A 19665-nucleotide genomic window follows, 5' to 3' on the forward strand; every position below is an offset into this window, starting at 1 on the left:
TGGAGCGGGGCCAGAATGTATATCGAAAAAGATGCGCTTGTCGGGGGCTGCGAGCCGGTCGCTGCGCGCATTGTCCGTGCAGCCCACTTGGCGCGTCAATGTATTGACCAGCTTCAGCCGGGTCATGTTCACGCACAAGCGGAAGCTGCTTTGACGCTCCTGCTCGATGATCCTTCTCCGAAGGTTCGTATGGCGATAGCTGACGTGCTTTCGACCAGCGTGCATTCGCCTCTGCATATTATAACCGTGCTTGCCGCTGACCAGCCGGAAGTAGCGGGATATATTCTTGCGCGTTCGACGCTGCTGAGCGATGCCGATCTGATCGATCGTGTGGCGTACGGTGCCCCCTCGATGCAGGTTCTCGTTGCGGCCCGTCCTCATGTTTCGCTCGCAGTCGCTGCAGCAATTGCAGAAGTCGGAGATAGTGAGGCAGTCGCGGAAATGCTGCTTAACAGTTGCGCCCGTATCGCTTCGGTTTCGTTTCGACGCATGAGTGAACGCTGTGGGCATGACGCTCTCGTGCGGGAGGCTTTGCTGGCTCATCCGCATCTTCCCGCAGAATGTCGTCATCTTTTGGCAGTGAAAGTCGGTGAGGTTTTGCAATCTCTCCCGCTGGTGAAATTGCTGCTGGGGGAACGCCGCGCCAATAAGGTAGTAAGTGATGCGACGGCTCGCGCATCGATGCAACTGGCAGAAAACTGTTCACATGAGGAGCTGCCGGCACTGGTCGAACATTTGCGTCTGCGTGGCGAAATAACGACCAGTTTTGTTATCCGTGCTGTTGCCGGAGGTCGTGTAGATTTTTTTGCGAGCCTGATCGGTGCACTTTCCGACCTTGATGATGCCCGGATTTGCGCGATTATTTCCGGCGGACGTCCGGCGGCTCTTGCGGCATTGTTGCGCTCTGCCGGATTAAGCGATGCCACGCACACGCCCCTGATTGTTGCCATCGAAGCCTGGCGGGCCGTTGCGGCCGGTCGAAAGCGGATGGGCGCTGCTGAAATATCGGCTCTTATGTGTGAGGCTGTTGGGCGCGGCCGATTTGCTGCCGCCAATGATGATCTGGCGGCATTATTGCGTTCGATCCATCTGGAATTCATGCGGGAAACGGCCAGGGATAGACTGCAATCTATTCCCGCAGCCTGATCAGTTTTGCTGCCGAAAAGGGCGGATAAGGCTGAGACTGTAGCCGACTGCAATGCCGAATGCAGCTCCGGCAGCCTTGAAAACAAAGTCTATGAATTCGCCGTGACGTCCTGGCGCTAGACGTTGCATCAATTCAAAAAGCGCAGCGCAGCCGACCGTTAGCAGAAGTACTCCCATCCAGTGGCGAGGATAGGCGAGGGCAAATAAGGCTCCCACCAGAAAAAAGGCAACAAAGCGCTCCAGATCTGCAGGTTCACCTGTTATTGGACGGAACTTTATCGGGCTGATCGTTACCGCAAGGATGGCCAGAAGTATCGTCCAGGCGCCAATGCGCAAAATTCGCTTCATGAGAGCGCCTTTATTCGTCCGTGTATTCGCCAGGTGGCTCGTCTCGCTTGGGGTCACCACAACGCTGGTACATTCGGTCGGTTATTGATGTTTTAATCTGGTTGCCGAATGGCAATTCATAATGGGAAATGACATCGACGCCCATACACCATTTAACGTCGTGAGGCGACAGGCCATAATTGGTTTCGAAAAAACCCAACGCGTAATTCATGCCCTCATCGCATTGGTCCGTCTTGCAGAAATTGCCGTCTCTGGCGAGCTGACGAATCGAGCCTTCTCCGATCTTGACCACGATTGGTTCAACGGCAAAAGGTGCAGCACCTATCACCGCGATAACCACAAGACCGATTAAAGTAAATTTTATAGAGCGCCGCATGAATCGCCGTTTGTAAATGGTTCCGCAAGTTCATAACGCATGAGCGGCAATATCATGGCAAGTCGTAATCAACGGCAAACCAACTGAAATGCGGGGTTCTCTGGTCAATGCTCTTCGGAAAAGCATTTATCGCGTCTGCTGATACGTGAAGCCGGTGATCCCATTTTCTGACCATATTGTAGCTAGGTGTATTTTAGTTTGTTCGGTTTAATGTTGACTTTTACGTAAATGCAGGACCACAACGTTAAGCTCTAAAACTAATTCGGTGTAGAGCCCGGTCCGCTCGATACAAGGCAGGAATGTTGTGGTGCGCGAATATTATACGATTACAGAGCTGACACGCGAGTTCGGTATTTCAACTCGTACTTTGCGCTTCTACGAAGATGAAGGCTTGATTGCTCCTGTGAGACGCGGTCGCACGCGATTGTTTCGCCCTGCCGACCGTCATCTCCTGAAGCAGATACTGCGCGGCAAGAGGCTCGGATTTTCCATCGCCGAAATTCACGAGATCATCCAGATGTATCGCGAGCCGCCCGGCGAGACCGGACAGTTGAAGTTGCTCATGAAGCGCATCGAAGAAAAACGTGGCGATCTTCGTCAGAAGCGGCGCGATATTGATGAAACGCTCGGCGAACTCGATCAAATCGAAGAATCCTGCATCGAGCGTCTTGCCGAACTCGGCGTCAATACCTGATCAGTTTTACTGAGCGTCAGGCACCGGAGAGCATATCTGTGCGATATCCTGGACCGTACTGTTGTTCTCCTGGTCGATTTTGCCGCTGAAAACATCGTCGAACAGTTTAGCCTTGTCCAGTTCGGTTACGACGCAGCCGCAGAACTGCTGACATAGCTGTTCGCCGCCATTCTGCAGGCATGCGGCCACGCAGGATTGTGTGAAAGCTTCACGCGGGGCTGGCTGTGCCGGAGGCATCAGTTGCGAGAACACATAAACGAGCGCGATCAGCACGGGCTGATGAATGAGATAGAAAGCTAGGCTATGCCTACCGATAAATGTCAGCGGCTTTTCAAGAAACTGGGGTTTGACCCCGCCAGCCAATAGCTGGAGCCAGCCAAAGCGCTGAAACATGCGAGCGGCAGCTATACCGACGAGAACTGCTCCGAACCACGGAAACAGGGGCACGTAGTCATTCGAGCGCGGCATCACGGTCGAAAGGCCGACCCAGCTTAATGCAGGATGGTTGAAAATATCGGCGCGGGCATAGAGCGGAGCGCTGATGACAAATGCTGCAACGGCCAATGTTTTAACTGCGGGCAGGCGCAGGAAAAGAAGGCCGAGCACACTTGCCAGGGCGATCTGGTGAAGGATACCGAAGAAGATAAAACTATCCGGTGACATATACCACGTGACGGCTGAGATTGCGGCTGCAGCGACAACGATCTGCGCCAGCCGTTTCGCCATGGACTTCCAGCGAATGCCGTTGCCATGCGCCAGGACGAGGCTGAAGCCGACGAGAAACAGAAAGCTTGACGCGATACAGCGGGCGAAAAGCTTCCATCCACCGTGGGCGGTCGTGGCGGGAGCCATATAGCCGAAGAACTCAAGGTCCCAGCCGAAATGATAGATCGCCATGGAAATCAGTGCGACCCCACGCGCAATGTCAATGCGCTCGAGGCGAATACGGGACGAAAGTACAGTCTCCTGAGGCGTGATGTTAGACATGGTTCCTTCCGGCTGGATAGCAACGTCCGGCGTTGTTCGATTCCAGACAAATCTCTAACACAGCCTTTTGCAACACTATAGTATGTGGGCGCACACGGATTCGTGCTGGCATGGGTGCGGGCAGGGTGCCTCATATTGGAGAGCTTGGTTGTTTTATAGTCTTTCGAAGATTTTCTGGCTGTTCTTTCAACCTGTCACGATGATCTTCGTTCTCGTCCTCGTTGCTTTTCTCGCTATGTGGTGTCGCTTTCATCGATTCAGTATGAGCATGCTGGGGTTGTCGATGATCATTTTGTTTTTTGCGGCCTTTACGACACTCGGCGCCGTCCTGCTCGCTCCATTGGAGGACCGTTTCGCAAAGCCGGATGAAATGCCGCCACGCGTGGACGGAATAGTCGTTCTTGGCGGCTATATGAACGGTGAGATCAATGCAGGGCGCAAAGGTTTCGAGTTGAACAGTGCTGCTGACCGCATTTTTGAAGCAATGCGGCTGGCAAGGCTATATCCGAATGCTAAAGTTATTGTCTCCGGTGGTGAAGGCGCCTTTTTTGAAGAATCCGCCAAAGATGCAGACAGCACACAGAAGATGTTGATTGATCTCGGCTTTTCCGGTGAGCGCTACATTTATGAGAACAAGTCCCGCAACACTGTGGAGAATGCGGTTTTCTCGAAGGAACTGGCCCAGCCGAAGCCGGGGGAAACCTGGCTTCTGGTCACTTCGGCATATCATATGCCTCGATCCGTTGGTTGTTTTCGCAAGGCTGACTTCAATGTTGTCGCGTGGCCGGTAGATTATAAAACGCGCGCCAGCGAACGTTTTGCTCTCTATCTTGAATCACCAAACGAAGCGCTGTCGCGGTTCAGTTTGGCCATGCGTGAATGGGTTGGGCTCATCGCTTATTGGCTGGCGGGCAAGACAGATATGCTTCTGCCTCAACCCTGATGCCGCATTTCTGCCGTCACTTTAAAGCTTTTATTAAGGTTATCTATCGGTAACTTATTGATAAATAAGGTATTCTGGAATGGCGTGTTAGACTTGGAAAATCTGTCGCCGCAATTCGGCCGTTTTTCGTCGTTGTGTTCTGGTAATCACGAAGCTATATGGTTGGTAACAGCGTTGTGAAGGACGCTGTGTGAAAGAGTTGCACAACAAGGTTGCCAAAATTTCCATGGACGAAACCGTTCAAAAATCCTGCTGGGGCGTTACGCTTTGGGCAGTCGTTGGTCTCGCTGCTGTCATTCTCATGGCCTATCTGTTCTCCGTTTAGAAGTTAAACGGAGTTACGTATTCCGGAAAATTGATGCCGCATTTCGGCATTCCGTTTGCGTTGTTCCTTTCCTACATTATCTAATAGGGATACGCGGTTTGCGCGTTAGCGACTTTTTGCCGATTTTTGTCTAGAATAGACGATTGGGCAAATCGCGGGCGGTGCTGCGATCAGGAAACAATCAGCCGCATGACGGGCTGTAGAAGGTGTGGAATGTTTCTGTCGGTTTTCGATCTTTACAAGATTGGCATTGGGCCTTCCAGTTCGCATACGATGGGCCCGATGACGGCTGCGCGCATGTTTCTTAACGAAGTAATCGGTGGAAATTGGCCGAGGCCAGCGCATTCGAAAATTCATCGTTTGAAAGCAAGCCTGCATGGCTCGCTGGCTTATACCGGCGTTGGACATGCGACAGATCGAGCCGTTATTCTGGGGCTCTGCGGTTATCTGCCCGATACGATCGACCCTGACATCATGGATGTCGAAGTCGAGAAGGTCTTTACCGAGAAGAAGGTGAACCCTGATGGGCATCCAGCCTATCATTTCGACCCGAAGGTCGATCTCGTACTGGATCGGAAGACGCCTTTGCCGGGCCATGCCAACGGCATGGCTTTCTCCGCTTTCGATGTCGATGACAACCTCCTGCTGCGTCGGGCATATTTCTCCATCGGCGGTGGCTTCGTCGTGACCGAAGAAGAGTTGAGCCGCGTGCAGCGCAGCGGCGCGAAGCAGGACGACAAGGCCGACGTGCCGTTTCCGTTCCGCAACGCTGCTGAAATGCTTGAAATGGCCCATGATAGCGGGCTGTCGATTGCAGAAATGAAGCGGGCCAATGAAGAAAAACATATGGTACGCGGTGATCTGGATAGCGGTCTTGATCGCATTTGGGGAGCCATGCGCGGCTGTATCGAACGCGGACTGAGCCGTGATGGTATCATGCCCGGCGGTTTGGGCGTTCGCCGTCGCGCGCGGCAGCTTCACGATAAGCTTCAGGACGACTGGCGCAACAATCGCAGCAACCCGCTTCTCGCGAACGACTGGCTGTCTGTCTACGCCATGGCCGTCAATGAGGAAAATGCGTCCGGCGGCAGGGTTGTGACCGCACCGACGAATGGCGCTGCAGGCGTGGTGCCTGCAGTTCTACGCTATTATCTGCATTTTCATGATGATGCCGATCAGAAAGGCATCCGCGATTTCCTCCTGACATCTGCTGCTATTGGTGGTGTCATCAAGCACAATGCATCAATTTCGGGCGCCGAGGTCGGCTGTCAGGGCGAAGTGGGGTCAGCATCCGCTATGGCTGCTGCCGGACTCGCTGCTGTTCTGGGCGGTTCGCCGGAACAGATTGAGAATGCCGCCGAAATTGCTCTGGAACACCATCTTGGCATGACGTGTGACCCGGTTGCCGGGCTTGTGCAGGTGCCGTGTATCGAGCGTAATGCACTCGGTGCTGTGAAGGCGGTCACCGCGGCATCACTGGCTGTGAAGGGCGACGGCAAGCATTTTGTGCCGCTTGACGCTTGTATCGAGACGATGCGCCAGACCGGTCACGATATGAGCGAGCGCTACAAGGAGACCAGTCAGGGCGGTCTTGCCGTGAACGTCGTCGCCTGTTGATTCGCAATTCTGGACAGAATGCCATTCTTCAGGCTTGAAGCTTACATTCGTCTTGGCTAAATCACCATCATGGCTCTCAATCTCGTCAAACTTTGCGTCGGCTGCGACAGTATCGAAGATCTCGCAGCGTGGATCGATTTCCGTCTGGCGGAACAGCGCGCCGCCGGTCTGGTGCCGGAGCAATTTCATACAACGAGAATGGTGCCGAAACGAATCGATGAACTGCTGGAAGGCGGCTCGCTCTACTGGGTTATCAAGGGCAACGTCCAATGCCGCCAGCGTTTACTGGATGTCCGTCCGTTCACGGATAACGAGGGTATCAACCGCTGTCACCTTGTTCTGGAGCCCAAGGTTATTCCGACCGAGTGGCAGCCACGTCGTGCCTTTCAGGGATGGCGCTATCTGAAAGAAAATGAAGTGCCGCGTGATGAGGCGGCCGGAAAAACGGGCAGGGCTGCCTTGCCGGCGGAATTGCGTCAGGAACTGGCTGCGCTGGGCCTGCTTTGAAGACGAGGTATTCATTAGAGCACGTTTCGAACTAATTGAATCAGATCGGCCGTCTGAATACCTGTTTTAACGCGCATCCCATCCGAAAACTGTTTCATACTTTTCGGGATGCGCTCAAAAAAAGCCCGCCGGATAATCGGCAGGCCTTTTATACTTCATAAATCAGTTGATCAGCTTTCTATCGTCAGGCGTACAGAAACTCTGTCAAAATTGACCGGCAAGGTCATACGCATGGATGCCCGTGGCTGCACCAGTCGCTTGTTGCGTGCAGCATGGCAGACGAGCAATCCGACCAAATCTTTGGTCTGAAAGCCGCCGCCGCGTCGCGTATCGGCAATTCGCAGCGCAGCCTGTTTCAGCCCTTGCACCGAGAACAATGTACCGAACGCTGAAGTCTTACCTTCGTCGTGTGTCCAGTCAGCACTTTTGAAAGGCGGCTGACCGTAAGTTTCTCTTATATTTGACATCTCGAAACCCTCTACGCACTACAAATTCGGGTTTGAAGCTGGCAACGAGGGGGCAAAGCCCCTCGCGATCGATTAGTTCGCGACTGCATAGCAGCCGAAATTTTTCTTTTTCAGCGATGTGCATGCATCCCATGCAGCCTGCTTGGAAGAGAAGCCAACAAAGCGTGCGCGGTAGAAAGTTGCGCTGCCCTTGTTGAACGTCTCGGTATAGGGGGAGGCTGTGCGCAAGGTGCCGCCTGCTGTTGCAGAAGCCTTGGCCAGCATGTCCCGTGCCTGGCCTTCGCTCGGCAAAGAGCCGATCTGGATTGCCCAGCCGCCGGTAGCAGGTGCGGAAGCAGTTGTGACCGGATCGACATCCTGCGCTTGCGCTGACGGGACAGCGGCCTTCGGGGTTGGGCGAATAGCGGCCTGTGCGGCAAGAGCAGCCGGACGCGCGGTTGGTGCTGCAAGTGCCAGAACCTGTGGCTGGTCGCTGTCGCCTTCACCGTTTTCGTTGTTGATGACATCTTCCACAGCGGCAACCTGACGGGTTACTGGAACCGGTGCATTCTTGGACTTGGGAAGATCTATCGAAGCAACAACCTGCGGTGCGTCGTTACGCATTGCGACCAGCGGTGCAGCGTTACGGCTACGCTTTGCCATAGGGAGATACTTGCGGATGAGCTGAGCCATATGGGCATCGCGGCTTGCACCGGTATTGCCACCCATGACGACAGCTACGAGCCTGCGACCATCCAGGCTGACTGAGGAGGCCAGATTGTAGCCAGATGCGTTGGTGTAGCCGGTCTTGATGCCGTCCACGCCTTCAACGCGGCCGAGCAAACGATTGTGACCATTGATGGTTTGTCCGCGGAAAACGAAACTACGACGTGAGAAATAGGAGAATTCATTCGGGAAATGCTGGCGAAGCGCAATGCTGAGGATTGCCATGTCGCGTGCTGTGGTGTGCTGCGCCATATTAGGCAAGCCGGATGCGTTGCGGAATGTCGTGTTGCGCATGCCCAGGCGACGTGCCTTCGATGTCATCATCTGGGCGAAACGTTCTTCGGAGCCACCGAGATATTCACCTACAGCGGTTGCTACGTCGTTCGCCGATTTCGTGATCATTGCAAGCGCGGCATCTTCAGCGCGAATGCTCTGGCCCGGACGGAATCCGATTTTTGTAGGCGGACGTGCGGCAGCATAAGAGGACACCGGGATACGTGTGTCCTTGTTCATACGGCCGGCCTGCATTGCCTCGAACAGCATGTACAGGGTCATCATTTTCGTGAGAGAGGCAGGGTAACGCTGGGCATCTGCATTAGAGGCAAAAAGTGTCTTGCCGGTATTCGCATCGATTACGATAGCTGCATATCTATCGCTTGCCGCTATCGCCGGTATCGTTGTCGAAGCTGTAGAACACCCCGTTACAACTGCAAGGAGAAGGGTGGCTTGCGCCGCTCTTTTCAAGGCGTATGCGACTTTACTAAATGCGGTACGCACGATGATGACCTACCTGTATCCCGGATTTTTTAAACTGCGGCACAAAAGGCACACAGCGTCTAATTCGGTGATCCTACTGCCATCAGCGTTACCAATCCGTTTATGGTAACTGCGTTGTTCATAAATTTCGAAAAAAAAATTGAAATGGCCGTGGTGTCGTAGCCGATCAAAGTACGATCGTTTCGATCACTCACGCAGATGTGTCATTCAAATGTGGCTTCAGCATTGGTGAAAGGAAGTTGTGTCCGCAAACAAAAAAACTCGCTTGCGCGAGTTTAGTTTTGCTGCAGCCTTGTCTGGGTGGAAGGGGGCGAGACAGCTCTTTGAAATTAGTAGGCTTTAAAAGAAAATTCCCAATATTATTCGAAATTCATTTATTAATTTTTTGCTTATGGATCAAATCTAGTATTTTTTTCGCATAGCCGAAATAGCAATTTTTATTCCGCTGTCTATAGGGTGGAATTTTTTATGTCCAATTATTCTAGTTTATATTTATGGAGACTGAGTTTCCCTGGCTATTTTACATAGCGTTGTCGCGCCACGGCCTATCGTTCGGACAATACGATATAACTGTGTCAAGCCTCGTTATTGCAATAAGTCCCGGTTGCAAGTGCCAATGAAGGGCTTAAAATCACCACATGACGACCTACATAATAGGGCAAGTTGGGTCAGGCAGATGGGCATCCGGGTAATAGGTTTCATGAGGCACTTCGATATAGTCATGCAAAGCAAGACTGACGGCGGAAATGGTCCGGAAAACGGCACCGTCGTGGTCACGCGTACACAGCCGAAGACCAAGAAGCCCAGCCTTTATCGTGTCCTGCTCCTCAACGACGACTACACACCCATGGAGTTCGTCGTTCATGTCCTGCAGCGGTTCTTCCAGAAGAACCAGGATGATGCCACGCGCATCATGTTGCATGTTCACAATCATGGGGTCGGCGAGTGCGGCGTATTTACATACGAAGTCGCCGAAACCAAAGTCAGCCAGGTCATGGATTTCGCCCGCCAAAACCAGCATCCGCTGCAATGCGTGATGGAGAAAAAGTGAGGTCATATGCCATCGTTCTCCCCAAGCCTTGAAAGGGCCCTGCATCAAGCCCTCACAATAGCAAACGAGCGGCATCACGAATATGCGACGCTCGAACATCTTTTGCTTGCCTTGATCGACGATCAGGATGCGGGCGCAGTGATGCGTGCCTGCAGCGTCGACCTGGAGCATCTCAAACGTATCGTTACCGATTATATTGATCGCGAACTTGATAACCTTGTTACAGGTTATGATGAAGATTCTAAACCAACCGCCGCTTTCCAGCGCGTCATTCAGCGCGCGGTCATTCATGTACAGTCGTCGAACCGTGAGGAAGTGACCGGTGCCAATGTGCTGGTCGCCATCTTTGCGGAACGGGAAAGCCATGCTGCCTATTTCCTCCAGGAACAGCAGATGACCCGTTACGATGCCGTGAACTATATCTCGCACGGTATTTCAAAACGCCCGCAAAACAGCGAAACCCGCCCACCGCGTGGCGCAGAGAGCGCAAGCGAAGAACGCACCAGCACGGAACAGGAAGAAAGCACCAAGAAGAAGCAGGACGCGCTGTCTGCCTATTGCGTCAATCTGAATGAAAAGGCAAAAGCCGGACGCATCGATCCGCTGATCGGGCGTGACAGCGAAATCAGCCGTACTATTCAGGTGCTTTGCCGCCGTTCGAAGAACAACCCGCTTTATGTGGGTGACCCCGGCGTTGGCAAGACCGCCATTGCCGAAGGGCTTGCCAAGCGGATCGTCGAAGGACAAGTGCCGGAGGCTCTCGCTGATGCGACTATCTTTTCGCTCGACATGGGCACGCTTCTGGCGGGCACGCGCTATCGCGGTGACTTCGAAGAACGTCTGAAGCAGGTCGTCAAGGAACTCGAAGAGTATCCGGGCGCGGTTCTGTTCATCGACGAGATTCATACCGTCATCGGCGCTGGCGCTACTTCGGGTGGTGCAATGGATGCATCGAACCTGTTGAAGCCCGCGCTTTCATCAGGTGCGATCCGTTGCATCGGATCGACGACCTATAAGGAATATCGTCAGTTCTTCGAGAAGGACCGTGCCTTGGTGCGCCGTTTCCAGAAGATTGATGTCAACGAGCCTTCGATCCCGGATGCGATTGAAATCATGAAGGGGCTGAAGCCTTATTTCGAGGATTTCCATAAGGTCAAATACACAGTCGATGCAATCAAGACGGCGGTGGAATTGTCTGCGCGTTATATTTCGGACCGCAAGTTGCCTGACAAGGCAATTGATGTGATTGACGAAACCGGTGCCAGCCAGATGCTGTTACCGGAGAACAAGCGCAAGAAGACCATCGGTGTAAAGGAAATCGAGGCGACAATCGCAACGATGGCCCGTATCCCGCCCAAGTCGGTATCGAAGGATGACGAACAGGTTCTGTCGCATCTGGATGCTGAATTGAAGCGTGTTGTCTATGGTCAGGATCTGGCGATAGAAGCGCTGTCGGCCTCGATCAAACTCGCTCGTGCTGGCTTGCGTGAACCGGACAAGCCAATCGGCTCCTACCTGTTCTCCGGCCCGACCGGCGTCGGTAAAACGGAAGTGGCTAAACAGTTGGCGAGCTCGCTCGGTGTGGAACTTCTGCGTTTCGATATGTCGGAATATATGGAGCGTCATACCGTATCGCGACTCATCGGTGCGCCTCCCGGCTATGTCGGCTTCGATCAGGGTGGCCTTCTGACAGATGGTGTGGATCAGCATCCGCATTGCGTGCTGCTGCTCGATGAAATCGAGAAGGCTCATCCGGATCTGTTCAACATTCTGTTGCAGGTGATGGATCACGGTTCGCTGACCGATCACAACGGTAAGAAGATCGATTTCCGCAATGTGATTTTGATCATGACCACCAATGCCGGTGCGTCGGATATGGCAAGGGCGGCAATCGGCTTCGGTTCGACCCGGCGTGAAGGCGACGATATGGAAGCGATCAACCGGCTGTTCACGCCGGAGTTCCGCAACCGTCTCGATGCAATCATTCCGTTCGGTCCGCTGCCCGTTCCTGTCATTCATCAGGTCGTGCAGAAGTTTGTGCTTCAGCTTGAGGCACAGCTTGCTGAACGGGGTGTGACCTTTGAACTGACCGAGGGCGCAATCGCCTGGCTTGCGGACAAGGGCTATGACGAGCGCATGGGTGCACGTCCGCTTGCACGTGTTATCCAGGAGCACATCAAGAAGCCATTGGCCGATGAAGTGCTGTTTGGAAAGCTCAAGCATGGCGGCACAGTCCGTGTGGACGTCGTGACCAAGCCGGACGGAAAAACCGATCTTTCGCTTGAAAGTGTAGCTGATAAGCCGGTAAGCCCGAAGAAGGACATTCCGGCTGAAAAGAAGCTGCCGCAGCGCAAAAAGGCTGCGCCAAAGAAGGCCGAGAAAGAAAAGGTGCTGGCAGGCAAAGTTGAGCCAGTATCCAAAACCTCCTCAAAGGTTTCGCCCGCAAAATCGTCGGTGCCGAAAGTGCCACGCAAAAAATAATGAGCAATCGGAACGGCCCTCTCTGAGGGCCGTTTTGTTTTGAGCACGAGACTGGCGTGAACGAAAACTGAGGTTTTCCGAGTTGAGCGGTAAAAACCGGGTGCAACTTGCTCGGACCTTGCTCTAACGTGGCTCCATGCCACCGATTCATTCCGATCATCCCGAAAAAAATCTGGAAGATCATCGTCACATACGATGGTTCTTGCGCGGTTGTACGCGCATTTGCAGTATTCCGGCCCTTTTGCTGATGAGCTCGTTCATCGGCTTCGCGGGATTGGCGATCGAAAGCGGCATTACCGTTGTTCAGGCAGTCTTCATGACGCTGACCATCTGGGCGCTTCCGGCAAAGGTCGTTCTGATCGGCGCGATCAGCGCAGGTGTGGCTTTGCCTGCCACAGCTCTCGCCGTGGGGCTTTCCTCTGTGCGTCTGATGCCGATGGTGGTCGCACTGCTTCCCGAGTTGCAGGGACCGAAAACGCGGAAACTGACGCTTGCGGTTCTGTGTCATTTCGTTGCCGTCACTGCCTGGGTCATGGCTATGGAAGAGCTGTGCAAAATCCCGCGTGATATGCGTACCAGCTATTTTGCTGGGGTCGGTATGGTTCTGGTGGGAACCAATGCGATCGTTGTCGCCATCGTCTATTCGTTATCGACGTCTTTTCCGCCAATTGTTTTCGCTGCACTTTTCATGCTGACGCCGATGTACTTTCTGACTTCGCTCTGGCGTTCAGCCCGAGAGCGGGCAGGGCAGGTTGCGATGATTTCCGGGATCGTTCTGTTCCCCATATTTCATCATTTGGCTCCAGGATATGACCTGCTGATTACCGGAGTTTTCGGCGGGCTGATAGCTTTCGGTTTTCACCGGATCCGTCGTGTATCGGTGGGAGCAGCCAAATGAACTGGGATAGTTTTTCGAACTGGTGGTGGCCTTTTCTTTTTATTTTGCTGGCCGGCGCACTTCCAACCTATCTCTTTCGCGTGATGGGGGTGCTGGTCGGCGGGCGTATACGAGAGGATTCGGAGTTTCTTGTTCTCGTGCGCTGCGTTGCAACGGCTCTGGTTGCGGGTGTTATCGCGCAGCTTATTCTCTATCCAAACGGCGAGCTGGCCAATTCCCCTGTCTGGCTGCGTGCCGGATCAGCGGTAGCAGGATTTGCCGCTTTTCTCATTGCCGGCAAGCGACTGCTCGTCGGTGTACTGGTTGCGGAAATCCTGCTGGTAATCGGCCTGCTTACACTTTGAAAGTGCGAGTCATATCAGAGTGCTGCACGAATCTTCTCAGCGTTTGCTGAAAGAACTGCGGCGTCTTCCATCTGTCCGGTATGAGGCTTGAGCGCCACGCCTTCAAAGCGCGGGATCACATGGAAATGCAGATGATAGACGGTCTGGCCGGATGCCGGTTCGTTGAACTGCATCACGGTTACACCATCGGCATTGAATGCCGTTTTCACGGCCTGCGCGATTTTCTGTACTACTTGAACAGCGTTCGCGAGGGTTTCCGGTTTGGCGTCAAGGAGATTGCGGGAAGGTGCCTTTGGCACAACCAATGTATGGCCTGTGCCTTGCGGCATCACATCCATGAAAGCAACGACATCATCCGTTTCGTAAACACGGGTGGACGGGATTTCCCCGCGCAGAATTTTGGCGAAGATATTGTTGTCGTCATAGGTGGCGGACATGCGATTCTCTCCAATGCGAAATGTTTGGCAGGATCAGACCGTATCAAGTCGCGTTAGGCAAGGTCGATGGGGTCAATCATCCCTGAAGGGTGAATGTTCTTCCAGGGCGCTCTGAATTTGTTCGACCTCACGGCGCTCATGATCGAGATAGTCGCGCACGGCGTTTCGAAAGCCCTCATGGACAATATAATGCGCCGAATGAGTCGTGACGGGCACATAACCGCGAGCGATTTTATGTTCACCCTGTGCGCCGGCTTCAACGACGCTAAGCTTACGATCGATGGCAAAATCGATTGCCTGATGATAGCAAACCTCGAAATGCAGATAGGGGTGGTCCTCGATGCAGCCCCAGTGACGGCCGAAAAGCGTGTTACCTCCAATGAAATTGATTGCACCGGCAATGTAGTGCCCGTTGCGCTTGGCCATAACGAGTAATATGTCTTCCGCCATGCTTTCGCCGATCAGCGAAAAGAACTGCCTGTTCAGATAAGGCCGTCCCCATTTGCGGCCGCCTGTATCCATATAAAACGCAAAGAAATCATCCCATACTGCTTCCGTGAGATCACTGCCGGTCAGCCAGTCGATTTCAATGCCATCCGACAAAGCTTCGCGCCGTTCTTTTTTCAGCGTCTTGCGCTTTCGCGACACAAGTTCATTCAGAAAATCATCATAGCTTCTAAAGTTATTATTTTTAAAGTGAAACTGCTGATCTGTACGATGGAGAAAGCCCGCGCGCTCCAGTGCGAAAATTTCATCGGGCAGCGCAAATGTTACATGCGCAGACGAAACCCCGGTTTGATCTGCCAGTTCACGCAGCCCACCAGCCAACGCCAAGCGAACTGCCTCGCTTTCATAGGCGGCATGGTTGAGTAAACGTGGCCCGGTGGCCGGTGTGAAAGGTACTGCTGCCTGAAATTTTGGATAGTATCGACCACCGGCGCGCTCGAAGGCGTCAGCCCATCCATGGTCAAAGACATATTCTCCCTGGCTATGCCCCTTGAGATAGTTCGGCACAGCTCCGATGAGACGGCCCTGGTCATCCTCAAGACGCAAATGACGCGGAAGCCAGCCAGCTTTCTGTGAAACTGAGCCGGATTTTTCCAGAGCCAACAGAAAGTCGCGGGTAATGAAGGGATTGTAATTTATGCCCTGCCGGGATGCCCCGACAAGACTGTTCCATTCGTTTGCCGTGAATTCGCTGATATTCTCAACGACACGGAGAACGAAGCTTTGTTCATTCTGCGGATCTTCGTCGTTCACCGCTATTCCTTTGCCGTTATCGCGCACAGTTTGCGGCGCTCGGCGTGTTGTCGTCAAGCCACGAGGGCGCGCGGATCAAAGCCTTCGAACGTGATCTGGTCGACATTGAGATCGCTATGCTTTTGCATTTCACGATCCCGGACAGTCCAACTGATCACTGGCATCTGCAACTTACTCCGAACGAAAGTAACGAACGGATTCGGCAGGTGATGCACGTTATAGGATACGAAGGAAATGCCGTGCGCCAGCATAGAGAAATGTCTCTCAAAATCCTCCGTGCGCGTACCTTCGGCGGTGAGACCACCGGGAATACCCGATGCATCTGTCGAAAACCGGCGAATTAGATGGTGGTCGAAAGACATGATTGCGGCTTCGCCCTTATAGGACGCCAGTTCTTTGGCAACTGCGGCAACCAGACCGTCATCTTTGCCTTCGATGCCCTTCAACTCGATAACCAGGGGAACACGGCCATTGACCAGATCAAGCATCTGTCGAAACGCCGGCACGTGATCGGCAGTGCCGCCGATCTTTAGCGCGGTAGCTTCCGCCAGTGTTAAATCGCTGATGTAGCCTTCGCGACCGGCAAGGCGCTTCAGTTCATCGTCGTGAAAGACGACAACACCGCCGTCGCGGGTGAGATGAACATCACATTCGATCGCGAAACCCGCTTTGACCGCTGCTTCGAACGCTGAAAGGGTGTTCTCCCAGCGCTCTTTATTGAGATCGTGCAGTCCGCGATGGGCAACGGGACGTTTTTTGATCCAGTCGATGGAAGTCATGTCAGGCAACCTCGATGATTGCTTCTATTTCGACAGGTGCGTTGAGCGGCAGGCTCGCAACACCAACAGCCGAGCGGGCATGTTTGCCAGCATCGCCGAGAACCGCCACGAGGAGATCGGAAGCGCCATTGGCCACAAGGTGCTGTTCCACAAAATCAGGCGTGGAGGCTACGAATGCGGTAATCTTCACAATGCGCTTGATGCGGCCAAGGTCGCCAAGAGCAGCCTTTGCCTGGGCAAGGATGTTGACAGCGCAGGCGCGCGCCGCAGCTTGTCCATGCGCTACCGTCAGCTCATCACCGATCTGACCCGTATGCACAAGCTTGCCGCCTTCCAGCGGAAGCTGGCCAGATGTGAGAAGCAAAGAACCGCTCTGCGCAAAAGGGACGTAGTTGGCGGCGGGTGCTGCTGCTTCCGGAATGGATATACCCAGATTTTTAAGGCGGCTGTCGATTGTCTCGGTCATTGCATTAATCCTTGCTTGCAAAGGTACTTCACGATCTACCTATAGGCAGAATCGGTGAAGCTTTTGGGAAGGGTGCGTTTTTTGCCTCGCTTCCGCCACGAGTTTTTTTATCATGCTCGTCAACTCATCGGGAGATTCATGTATGCGTTTTTTCAAGAGTGCGGTTGCGGCGAGCGGAGCGGCTGCTTGTGTATGGGCCGGCTTCGCTGGCGTCGCCCATGCGGCCTCGACGGTAACGTTGGTTCCTCATCGCGCAGTCTATGATCTGACGTTGGACCGGGCCGATGAAAAATCGGGAATCAGCGGTTTAACCGGTCGTATGGTCTACGAGTTCAACGGTTCGGCTTGCGAAGGCTACACAACCAATTTTCGCTTCGTCACGCGGATCGATATGGAAGAGCAGCCACAGCGGGTGACTGATCAGCAGACAACGACTTTTGAAGGCGCGGACGGAAAAAACTTCCGCTTTGTCAACAAGACCTTCGTAGACAAGGAGCTGGTCAAGGAAGTACGTGGTGATGCTAAGCTCGAGGGCGGGAAGACGGTTGTTGAGCTGAGCAAGCCGAAGGAAAACAAGCTGGATCTTAAGGGAACACAGTTTCCGACCGGCCATATGGAAGAGCTGATCGGAAAAGCGGAAGCTGGACAGAAATTCTATCAGACGTCGCTTTTCGATGCCTCTGAAGATGCTGACCGGGTGGTTGCTACCACAGTGGTTGTCGGTAAGGAGCAGGCCCTACCGGATGATGAGACCAAGGTTATGGGTAAATTTTCCAAGGATCAGGTCTGGCCGGTGACGATTGCCTATTTCGATGACAAGGAAAAGCAGGACGGCTTGCCGATCTACCGTATCAATTTCAAGCTCTATCGCAATGGCATTACCCGCGACCTTACAATGGACTACGGGGATTTTTCCATGCGCGGAAAACTGGTGAAGCTTGATGTCTACGATGGGGCAAAGCAGGCCGCATCCTGTAAATAGCACGTTGACCGGCGTGTTCGTTTGTCTGTTCAGTGCTATATTGTGCAGATGACTTGCAATTTGCGGCGCGATCAGTTAACAGCGCGCCTATTCCACACACGGGATTGGGCTTTTGCAGGGAGAAATCCTGCCTCAGCCTCCGGTGGCGAGCAATCGCCTCAGCCCGTGGAGGTTCAACCGGAAAAGGAAAATACAGATGGCATTGCCTGAATTCAGCATGCGTCAGCTTTTGGAAGCTGGTGTTCACTTCGGTCACCAGACCCACCGCTGGAACCCAAAGATGGCTCCATACATCTATGGCGACCGCAACAATATCCACATTCTCGATCTGTCCCAGACTGTTCCGCTGCTGCACAACGCGCTGAAGGTCGTTTCGGACACGGTTGCTCGCGGCGGTCGCGTTCTGTTCGTTGGCACGAAGCGTCAGGCTTCGGACATCATCGCCGATGCTGCCAACCGTTCGGCACAGTACTACGTCAATGCACGCTGGCTCGGCGGCATGATGACCAACTGGAAGACGATCTCCAACTCGATCCAGCGTTTGCGCAAGCTCGACGAACTGCTGGCTGGCGAAGCTCAGGGCTTCACCAAAAAGGAACGCCTGAACCTCGAGCGCGAGCGTGAAAAGCTTGACCGTGCCCTTGGCGGTATCAAGGACATGGGTTCGGTTCCGGACCTGATGTTCATTATCGACACCAACAAGGAAGCGATTGCTATTCAGGAAGCCAAGCGTCTTGGTATTCCGGTTGTCGCAGTGATCGATTCGAACTGCGATCCTGACCAGATCGACTACCGGATCCCAGGCAACGACGACGCTGCACGCGCTATCGCTCTTTATTGCGACCTGATTGCTCGCGCTGCTCTCGACGGCATTGCGCGCCAGCAGGGTGCAATGGGTATCGACGTCGGCGCACAGGCTGAAGCTCCGGTTGAGCCTGCCCTCGAAGCTCCGGCTGAAGGCGCTTAATCAGCGTTTGATTTCATCCATCCGTCATATCGGTGATAGGGCGGGTGGATAATCTCGTTTCATCCCGGTGCGGGATTGTGATTCCTGAAGTGCAATGCTCAGGTCAGATTACGATCCGGAAACCAAGCGCCGGTTAAAAGTTGGCACACCCACCCGGTGTGCCTTCGCTTTCATGAAAGGCGACATCATGAGCATTTCCGCATCTCTCGTCAAAGAACTCCGCGACCTCACCGGCGCCGGCATGATGGACTGCAAGGCCGCGCTTGCTGAAACCAATGGCGATATCGACGCAGCCGTTGACTGGCTACGCGCCAAGGGCATCGCAAAGGCCGACAAGAAGGCTGGCCGTACGGCTGCCGAAGGTCTGGTTGGCGTTGCATCTTCGGGCAACAAGGCTGTTGTCGTTGAAGTCAACTCCGAAACTGACTTCGTTGCCCGCAACGAGGCTTTCCAGGATCTGGTCCGCAATATCGCTCAGGCGGCTCTGTCGACCGACGGTTCGACTGAAGCAGTGGCCAATGCCGATATCGACGGCAAGACGGTTACGCAGGCTGCCAAGGACGCAGTTGCAACCATCGGCGAAAACATCGGTTTCCGCCGTTCGGCAGCACTCAGCGTTTCGCAGGGCGTTGTTGCGACCTACATCCACAATGGTGTTGCTGATGGCCTTGGCAAGCTCGGCGTTCTCGTTGCAATCGAAACCGCTGGCGATTCGGAAGCTGCAAACGCATTCGGTCGCCAGGTCGCCATGCACGTTGCTGCAATCAACCCGCTGGCTCTGACCGCCGAAGACGTTGATCCGGCTGCTGCCGAGCGCGAAAAGGCGATCTTCATCGAGCAGGCTCGTGAGTCTGGCAAACCGGACAACATCATCGAAAAGATGATCGAAGGCCGTATGCGTAAGTTCTACGAGGAAGTTGTTCTTCTTTCGCAGGCGTTCGTCATCAATCCGGACCTGACGGTTGCAGCGGCCCTCAAGGAAGCTGAAAAGACCATCGGTGCTCCGGCCAAGATCGTCGGCTTTGCCCGCATCGCTCTCGGCGAAGGCATCGAGAAGGAAGAGACCGATTTCGCTGCTGAAGTGGCTGCTGCTGCCAAGAGCTAAATG

22 protein-coding genes are annotated in these 19665 nt (G+C 53.9%); 13 read left to right on the forward strand and 9 right to left on the reverse strand.

The features are described from left to right. Window positions 1-15 precede the first annotated feature (15 nt). Window positions 16-1146, forward strand: a complete 1131-nt coding sequence (locus ACYSN1_RS00350; RefSeq protein ID WP_461723937.1) for a DUF2336 domain-containing protein — start codon at window positions 16-18, stop codon at window positions 1144-1146. Here ACYSN1_RS00350 and ACYSN1_RS00355 read toward each other — a convergent pair whose 3' ends face one another. Both ACYSN1_RS00355 and ACYSN1_RS00360 read right to left on the reverse strand, forming a co-directional pair. Further along, on the reverse strand, window positions 1147-1494 hold the full coding sequence (locus tag ACYSN1_RS00355) for a VanZ family protein (RefSeq protein ID WP_461723938.1): 348 nt from the start codon (window positions 1492-1494) through the stop codon (window positions 1147-1149). A 10-nt stretch (window positions 1495-1504) separates the two neighbouring features. Then, complete coding sequence (locus tag ACYSN1_RS00360) at window positions 1505-1870, reverse strand: hypothetical protein (protein WP_461723939.1); 366 nt, start codon at window positions 1868-1870, stop codon at window positions 1505-1507. A gap of 307 nt (window positions 1871-2177) precedes the next feature. Between ACYSN1_RS00360 and ACYSN1_RS00365 the strand changes: the two genes are divergently transcribed. After that, entirely contained in the window at window positions 2178-2564 is a 387-nt protein-coding gene (locus tag ACYSN1_RS00365; protein ID WP_105542043.1) for a MerR family transcriptional regulator, read from the forward strand. A 6-nt stretch (window positions 2565-2570) separates the two neighbouring features. Here the strand turns inward: ACYSN1_RS00365 and ACYSN1_RS00370 are convergent, their stop codons facing one another. Then, window positions 2571-3551 carry a heparan-alpha-glucosaminide N-acetyltransferase gene (locus ACYSN1_RS00370; RefSeq protein WP_461723940.1) on the reverse strand — a complete coding sequence of 327 codons (981 nt, stop codon included), beginning with the start codon at window positions 3549-3551 and terminating at the stop codon, window positions 2571-2573. Window positions 3552-3699: 148 nt separating this feature from the next. Here ACYSN1_RS00370 and ACYSN1_RS00375 point away from each other — a divergent pair, with 148 nt between their 5' ends. The 4 genes from ACYSN1_RS00375 (at window position 3700) to ACYSN1_RS00390 (ending at window position 6943) form a co-directional block, all read left to right on the forward strand. Further along, a complete protein-coding gene (locus tag ACYSN1_RS00375) occupies window positions 3700-4494 on the forward strand; it encodes a YdcF family protein (RefSeq protein WP_461723941.1) in 795 nt (264 codons plus the stop codon). A 190-nt stretch (window positions 4495-4684) separates the two neighbouring features. Further along, window positions 4685-4819: a hypothetical protein gene (locus ACYSN1_RS00380; protein ID WP_461725307.1), complete on the forward strand. Its 135-nt coding sequence runs from the start codon at window positions 4685-4687 to the stop codon at window positions 4817-4819. A 213-nt stretch (window positions 4820-5032) separates the two neighbouring features. Continuing rightward, complete coding sequence (locus ACYSN1_RS00385) at window positions 5033-6436, forward strand: L-serine ammonia-lyase (RefSeq protein ID WP_461723942.1); 1404 nt, start codon at window positions 5033-5035, stop codon at window positions 6434-6436. A 69-nt stretch (window positions 6437-6505) separates the two neighbouring features. Continuing rightward, on the forward strand, window positions 6506-6943 hold the full coding sequence (locus ACYSN1_RS00390; protein ID WP_461723943.1) for a DUF1489 family protein: 438 nt from the start codon (window positions 6506-6508) through the stop codon (window positions 6941-6943). Between the two features lie 170 nt (window positions 6944-7113). Here the strand turns inward: ACYSN1_RS00390 and ACYSN1_RS00395 are convergent, their stop codons facing one another. Continuing rightward, complete coding sequence (locus ACYSN1_RS00395) at window positions 7114-7410, reverse strand: hypothetical protein (protein ID WP_461723944.1); 297 nt, start codon at window positions 7408-7410, stop codon at window positions 7114-7116. Window positions 7411-7482: 72 nt separating this feature from the next. Continuing rightward, window positions 7483-8892, reverse strand: coding sequence for an SPOR domain-containing protein (locus ACYSN1_RS00400; RefSeq protein ID WP_461723945.1), 1410 nt, complete (start codon window positions 8890-8892; stop codon window positions 7483-7485). Between the two features lie 700 nt (window positions 8893-9592). Between ACYSN1_RS00400 and clpS the strand changes: the two genes are divergently transcribed. From clpS to ACYSN1_RS00420, 4 genes are all read left to right on the forward strand, one after another. Then, complete coding sequence (gene clpS, locus ACYSN1_RS00405) at window positions 9593-9943, forward strand: ATP-dependent Clp protease adapter ClpS (protein ID WP_461723946.1); 351 nt, start codon at window positions 9593-9595, stop codon at window positions 9941-9943. Between the two features lie 6 nt (window positions 9944-9949). Then, the gene (clpA, locus tag ACYSN1_RS00410; RefSeq protein ID WP_461723947.1) at window positions 9950-12424 is read left to right on the forward strand and encodes an ATP-dependent Clp protease ATP-binding subunit ClpA; all 2475 of its coding nucleotides are present in this window, start codon (window positions 9950-9952) and stop codon (window positions 12422-12424) included. Window positions 12425-12671: 247 nt separating this feature from the next. Then, window positions 12672-13322 (forward strand): AzlC family ABC transporter permease, encoded by a 651-nt coding sequence (locus ACYSN1_RS00415; protein WP_461723948.1) that lies wholly within the window; start codon window positions 12672-12674, stop codon window positions 13320-13322. Beyond that, entirely contained in the window at window positions 13319-13666 is a 348-nt protein-coding gene (locus ACYSN1_RS00420; protein WP_461723949.1) for an AzlD domain-containing protein, read from the forward strand. Before ACYSN1_RS00415 ends, ACYSN1_RS00420 begins: the two co-directional genes overlap by 4 nt. A 14-nt stretch (window positions 13667-13680) precedes the next feature. Here the strand turns inward: ACYSN1_RS00420 and ACYSN1_RS00425 are convergent, their stop codons facing one another. The 4 genes from ACYSN1_RS00425 to ACYSN1_RS00440 all read right to left on the reverse strand — a co-directional run bounded on the left by ACYSN1_RS00425 (window position 13681) and on the right by ACYSN1_RS00440 (window position 16608). Further along, window positions 13681-14103: an HIT family protein gene (locus ACYSN1_RS00425; RefSeq protein WP_109987757.1), complete on the reverse strand. Its 423-nt coding sequence runs from the start codon at window positions 14101-14103 to the stop codon at window positions 13681-13683. Window positions 14104-14175: 72 nt separating this feature from the next. Continuing rightward, window positions 14176-15363 (reverse strand): GNAT family N-acetyltransferase, encoded by a 1188-nt coding sequence (locus tag ACYSN1_RS00430; RefSeq protein WP_461723950.1) that lies wholly within the window; start codon window positions 15361-15363, stop codon window positions 14176-14178. Window positions 15364-15416: 53 nt separating this feature from the next. After that, a complete protein-coding gene (locus ACYSN1_RS00435) occupies window positions 15417-16142 on the reverse strand; it encodes a glycerophosphodiester phosphodiesterase (protein ID WP_461723951.1) in 726 nt (241 codons plus the stop codon). 1 nt (window position 16143) lies between these two features. Continuing rightward, on the reverse strand, window positions 16144-16608 hold the full coding sequence (locus ACYSN1_RS00440; protein ID WP_140021407.1) for a RidA family protein: 465 nt from the start codon (window positions 16606-16608) through the stop codon (window positions 16144-16146). 142 nt (window positions 16609-16750) lie between these two features. Between ACYSN1_RS00440 and eipB the strand changes: the two genes are divergently transcribed. The 3 genes from eipB to tsf all read left to right on the forward strand — a co-directional run bounded on the left by eipB (window position 16751) and on the right by tsf (window position 19662). Next, on the forward strand, window positions 16751-17590 hold the full coding sequence (gene eipB / locus ACYSN1_RS00445) for a cell envelope integrity protein EipB (RefSeq protein WP_461723952.1): 840 nt from the start codon (window positions 16751-16753) through the stop codon (window positions 17588-17590). Window positions 17591-17786: 196 nt separating this feature from the next. Next, window positions 17787-18557 carry a 30S ribosomal protein S2 gene (rpsB, locus tag ACYSN1_RS00450; RefSeq protein WP_140021405.1) on the forward strand — a complete coding sequence of 257 codons (771 nt, stop codon included), beginning with the start codon at window positions 17787-17789 and terminating at the stop codon, window positions 18555-18557. Between the two features lie 187 nt (window positions 18558-18744). Next, window positions 18745-19662: a translation elongation factor Ts gene (tsf, locus tag ACYSN1_RS00455; RefSeq protein ID WP_461723953.1), complete on the forward strand. Its 918-nt coding sequence runs from the start codon at window positions 18745-18747 to the stop codon at window positions 19660-19662. The last annotated feature ends 3 nt before the right edge of the window (window positions 19663-19665 follow it).

The organism is Brucella sp. LJL56, assembly GCF_054871705.1.

Bases quoted from the DNA above. Each gene is read 5' to 3' on its own strand.
- ACYSN1_RS00420 (WP_461723949.1), top strand. From the start codon at position 13,319: ATGAACTGGGATAGTTTTTCGAACTGGTGGTGGCCTTTTCTTTTTATT.
- clpS (WP_461723946.1), top strand. From the start codon at position 9,593: ATGAGGCACTTCGATATAGTCATGCAAAGCAAGACTGACGGCGGAAAT.
- ACYSN1_RS00355 (WP_461723938.1), bottom strand. From the start codon at position 1,494: ATGAAGCGAATTTTGCGCATTGGCGCCTGGACGATACTTCTGGCCATC.
- clpA (WP_461723947.1), top strand. From the start codon at position 9,950: ATGCCATCGTTCTCCCCAAGCCTTGAAAGGGCCCTGCATCAAGCCCTC.
- ACYSN1_RS00415 (WP_461723948.1), top strand. From the start codon at position 12,672: ATGAGCTCGTTCATCGGCTTCGCGGGATTGGCGATCGAAAGCGGCATT.
- ACYSN1_RS00395 (WP_461723944.1), bottom strand. From the start codon at position 7,410: ATGTCAAATATAAGAGAAACTTACGGTCAGCCGCCTTTCAAAAGTGCT.
- ACYSN1_RS00440 (WP_140021407.1), bottom strand. From the start codon at position 16,608: ATGACCGAGACAATCGACAGCCGCCTTAAAAATCTGGGTATATCCATT.
- ACYSN1_RS00360 (WP_461723939.1), bottom strand. From the start codon at position 1,870: ATGCGGCGCTCTATAAAATTTACTTTAATCGGTCTTGTGGTTATCGCG.
- ACYSN1_RS00370 (WP_461723940.1), bottom strand. From the start codon at position 3,551: ATGTCTAACATCACGCCTCAGGAGACTGTACTTTCGTCCCGTATTCGC.
- ACYSN1_RS00435 (WP_461723951.1), bottom strand. From the start codon at position 16,142: ATGACTTCCATCGACTGGATCAAAAAACGTCCCGTTGCCCATCGCGGA.
- ACYSN1_RS00425 (WP_109987757.1), bottom strand. From the start codon at position 14,103: ATGTCCGCCACCTATGACGACAACAATATCTTCGCCAAAATTCTGCGC.
- ACYSN1_RS00350 (WP_461723937.1), top strand. From the start codon at position 16: ATGTATATCGAAAAAGATGCGCTTGTCGGGGGCTGCGAGCCGGTCGCT.
- eipB (WP_461723952.1), top strand. From the start codon at position 16,751: ATGCGTTTTTTCAAGAGTGCGGTTGCGGCGAGCGGAGCGGCTGCTTGT.
- ACYSN1_RS00390 (WP_461723943.1), top strand. From the start codon at position 6,506: ATGGCTCTCAATCTCGTCAAACTTTGCGTCGGCTGCGACAGTATCGAA.
- tsf (WP_461723953.1), top strand. From the start codon at position 18,745: ATGAGCATTTCCGCATCTCTCGTCAAAGAACTCCGCGACCTCACCGGC.
- ACYSN1_RS00385 (WP_461723942.1), top strand. From the start codon at position 5,033: ATGTTTCTGTCGGTTTTCGATCTTTACAAGATTGGCATTGGGCCTTCC.
- rpsB (WP_140021405.1), top strand. From the start codon at position 17,787: ATGGCATTGCCTGAATTCAGCATGCGTCAGCTTTTGGAAGCTGGTGTT.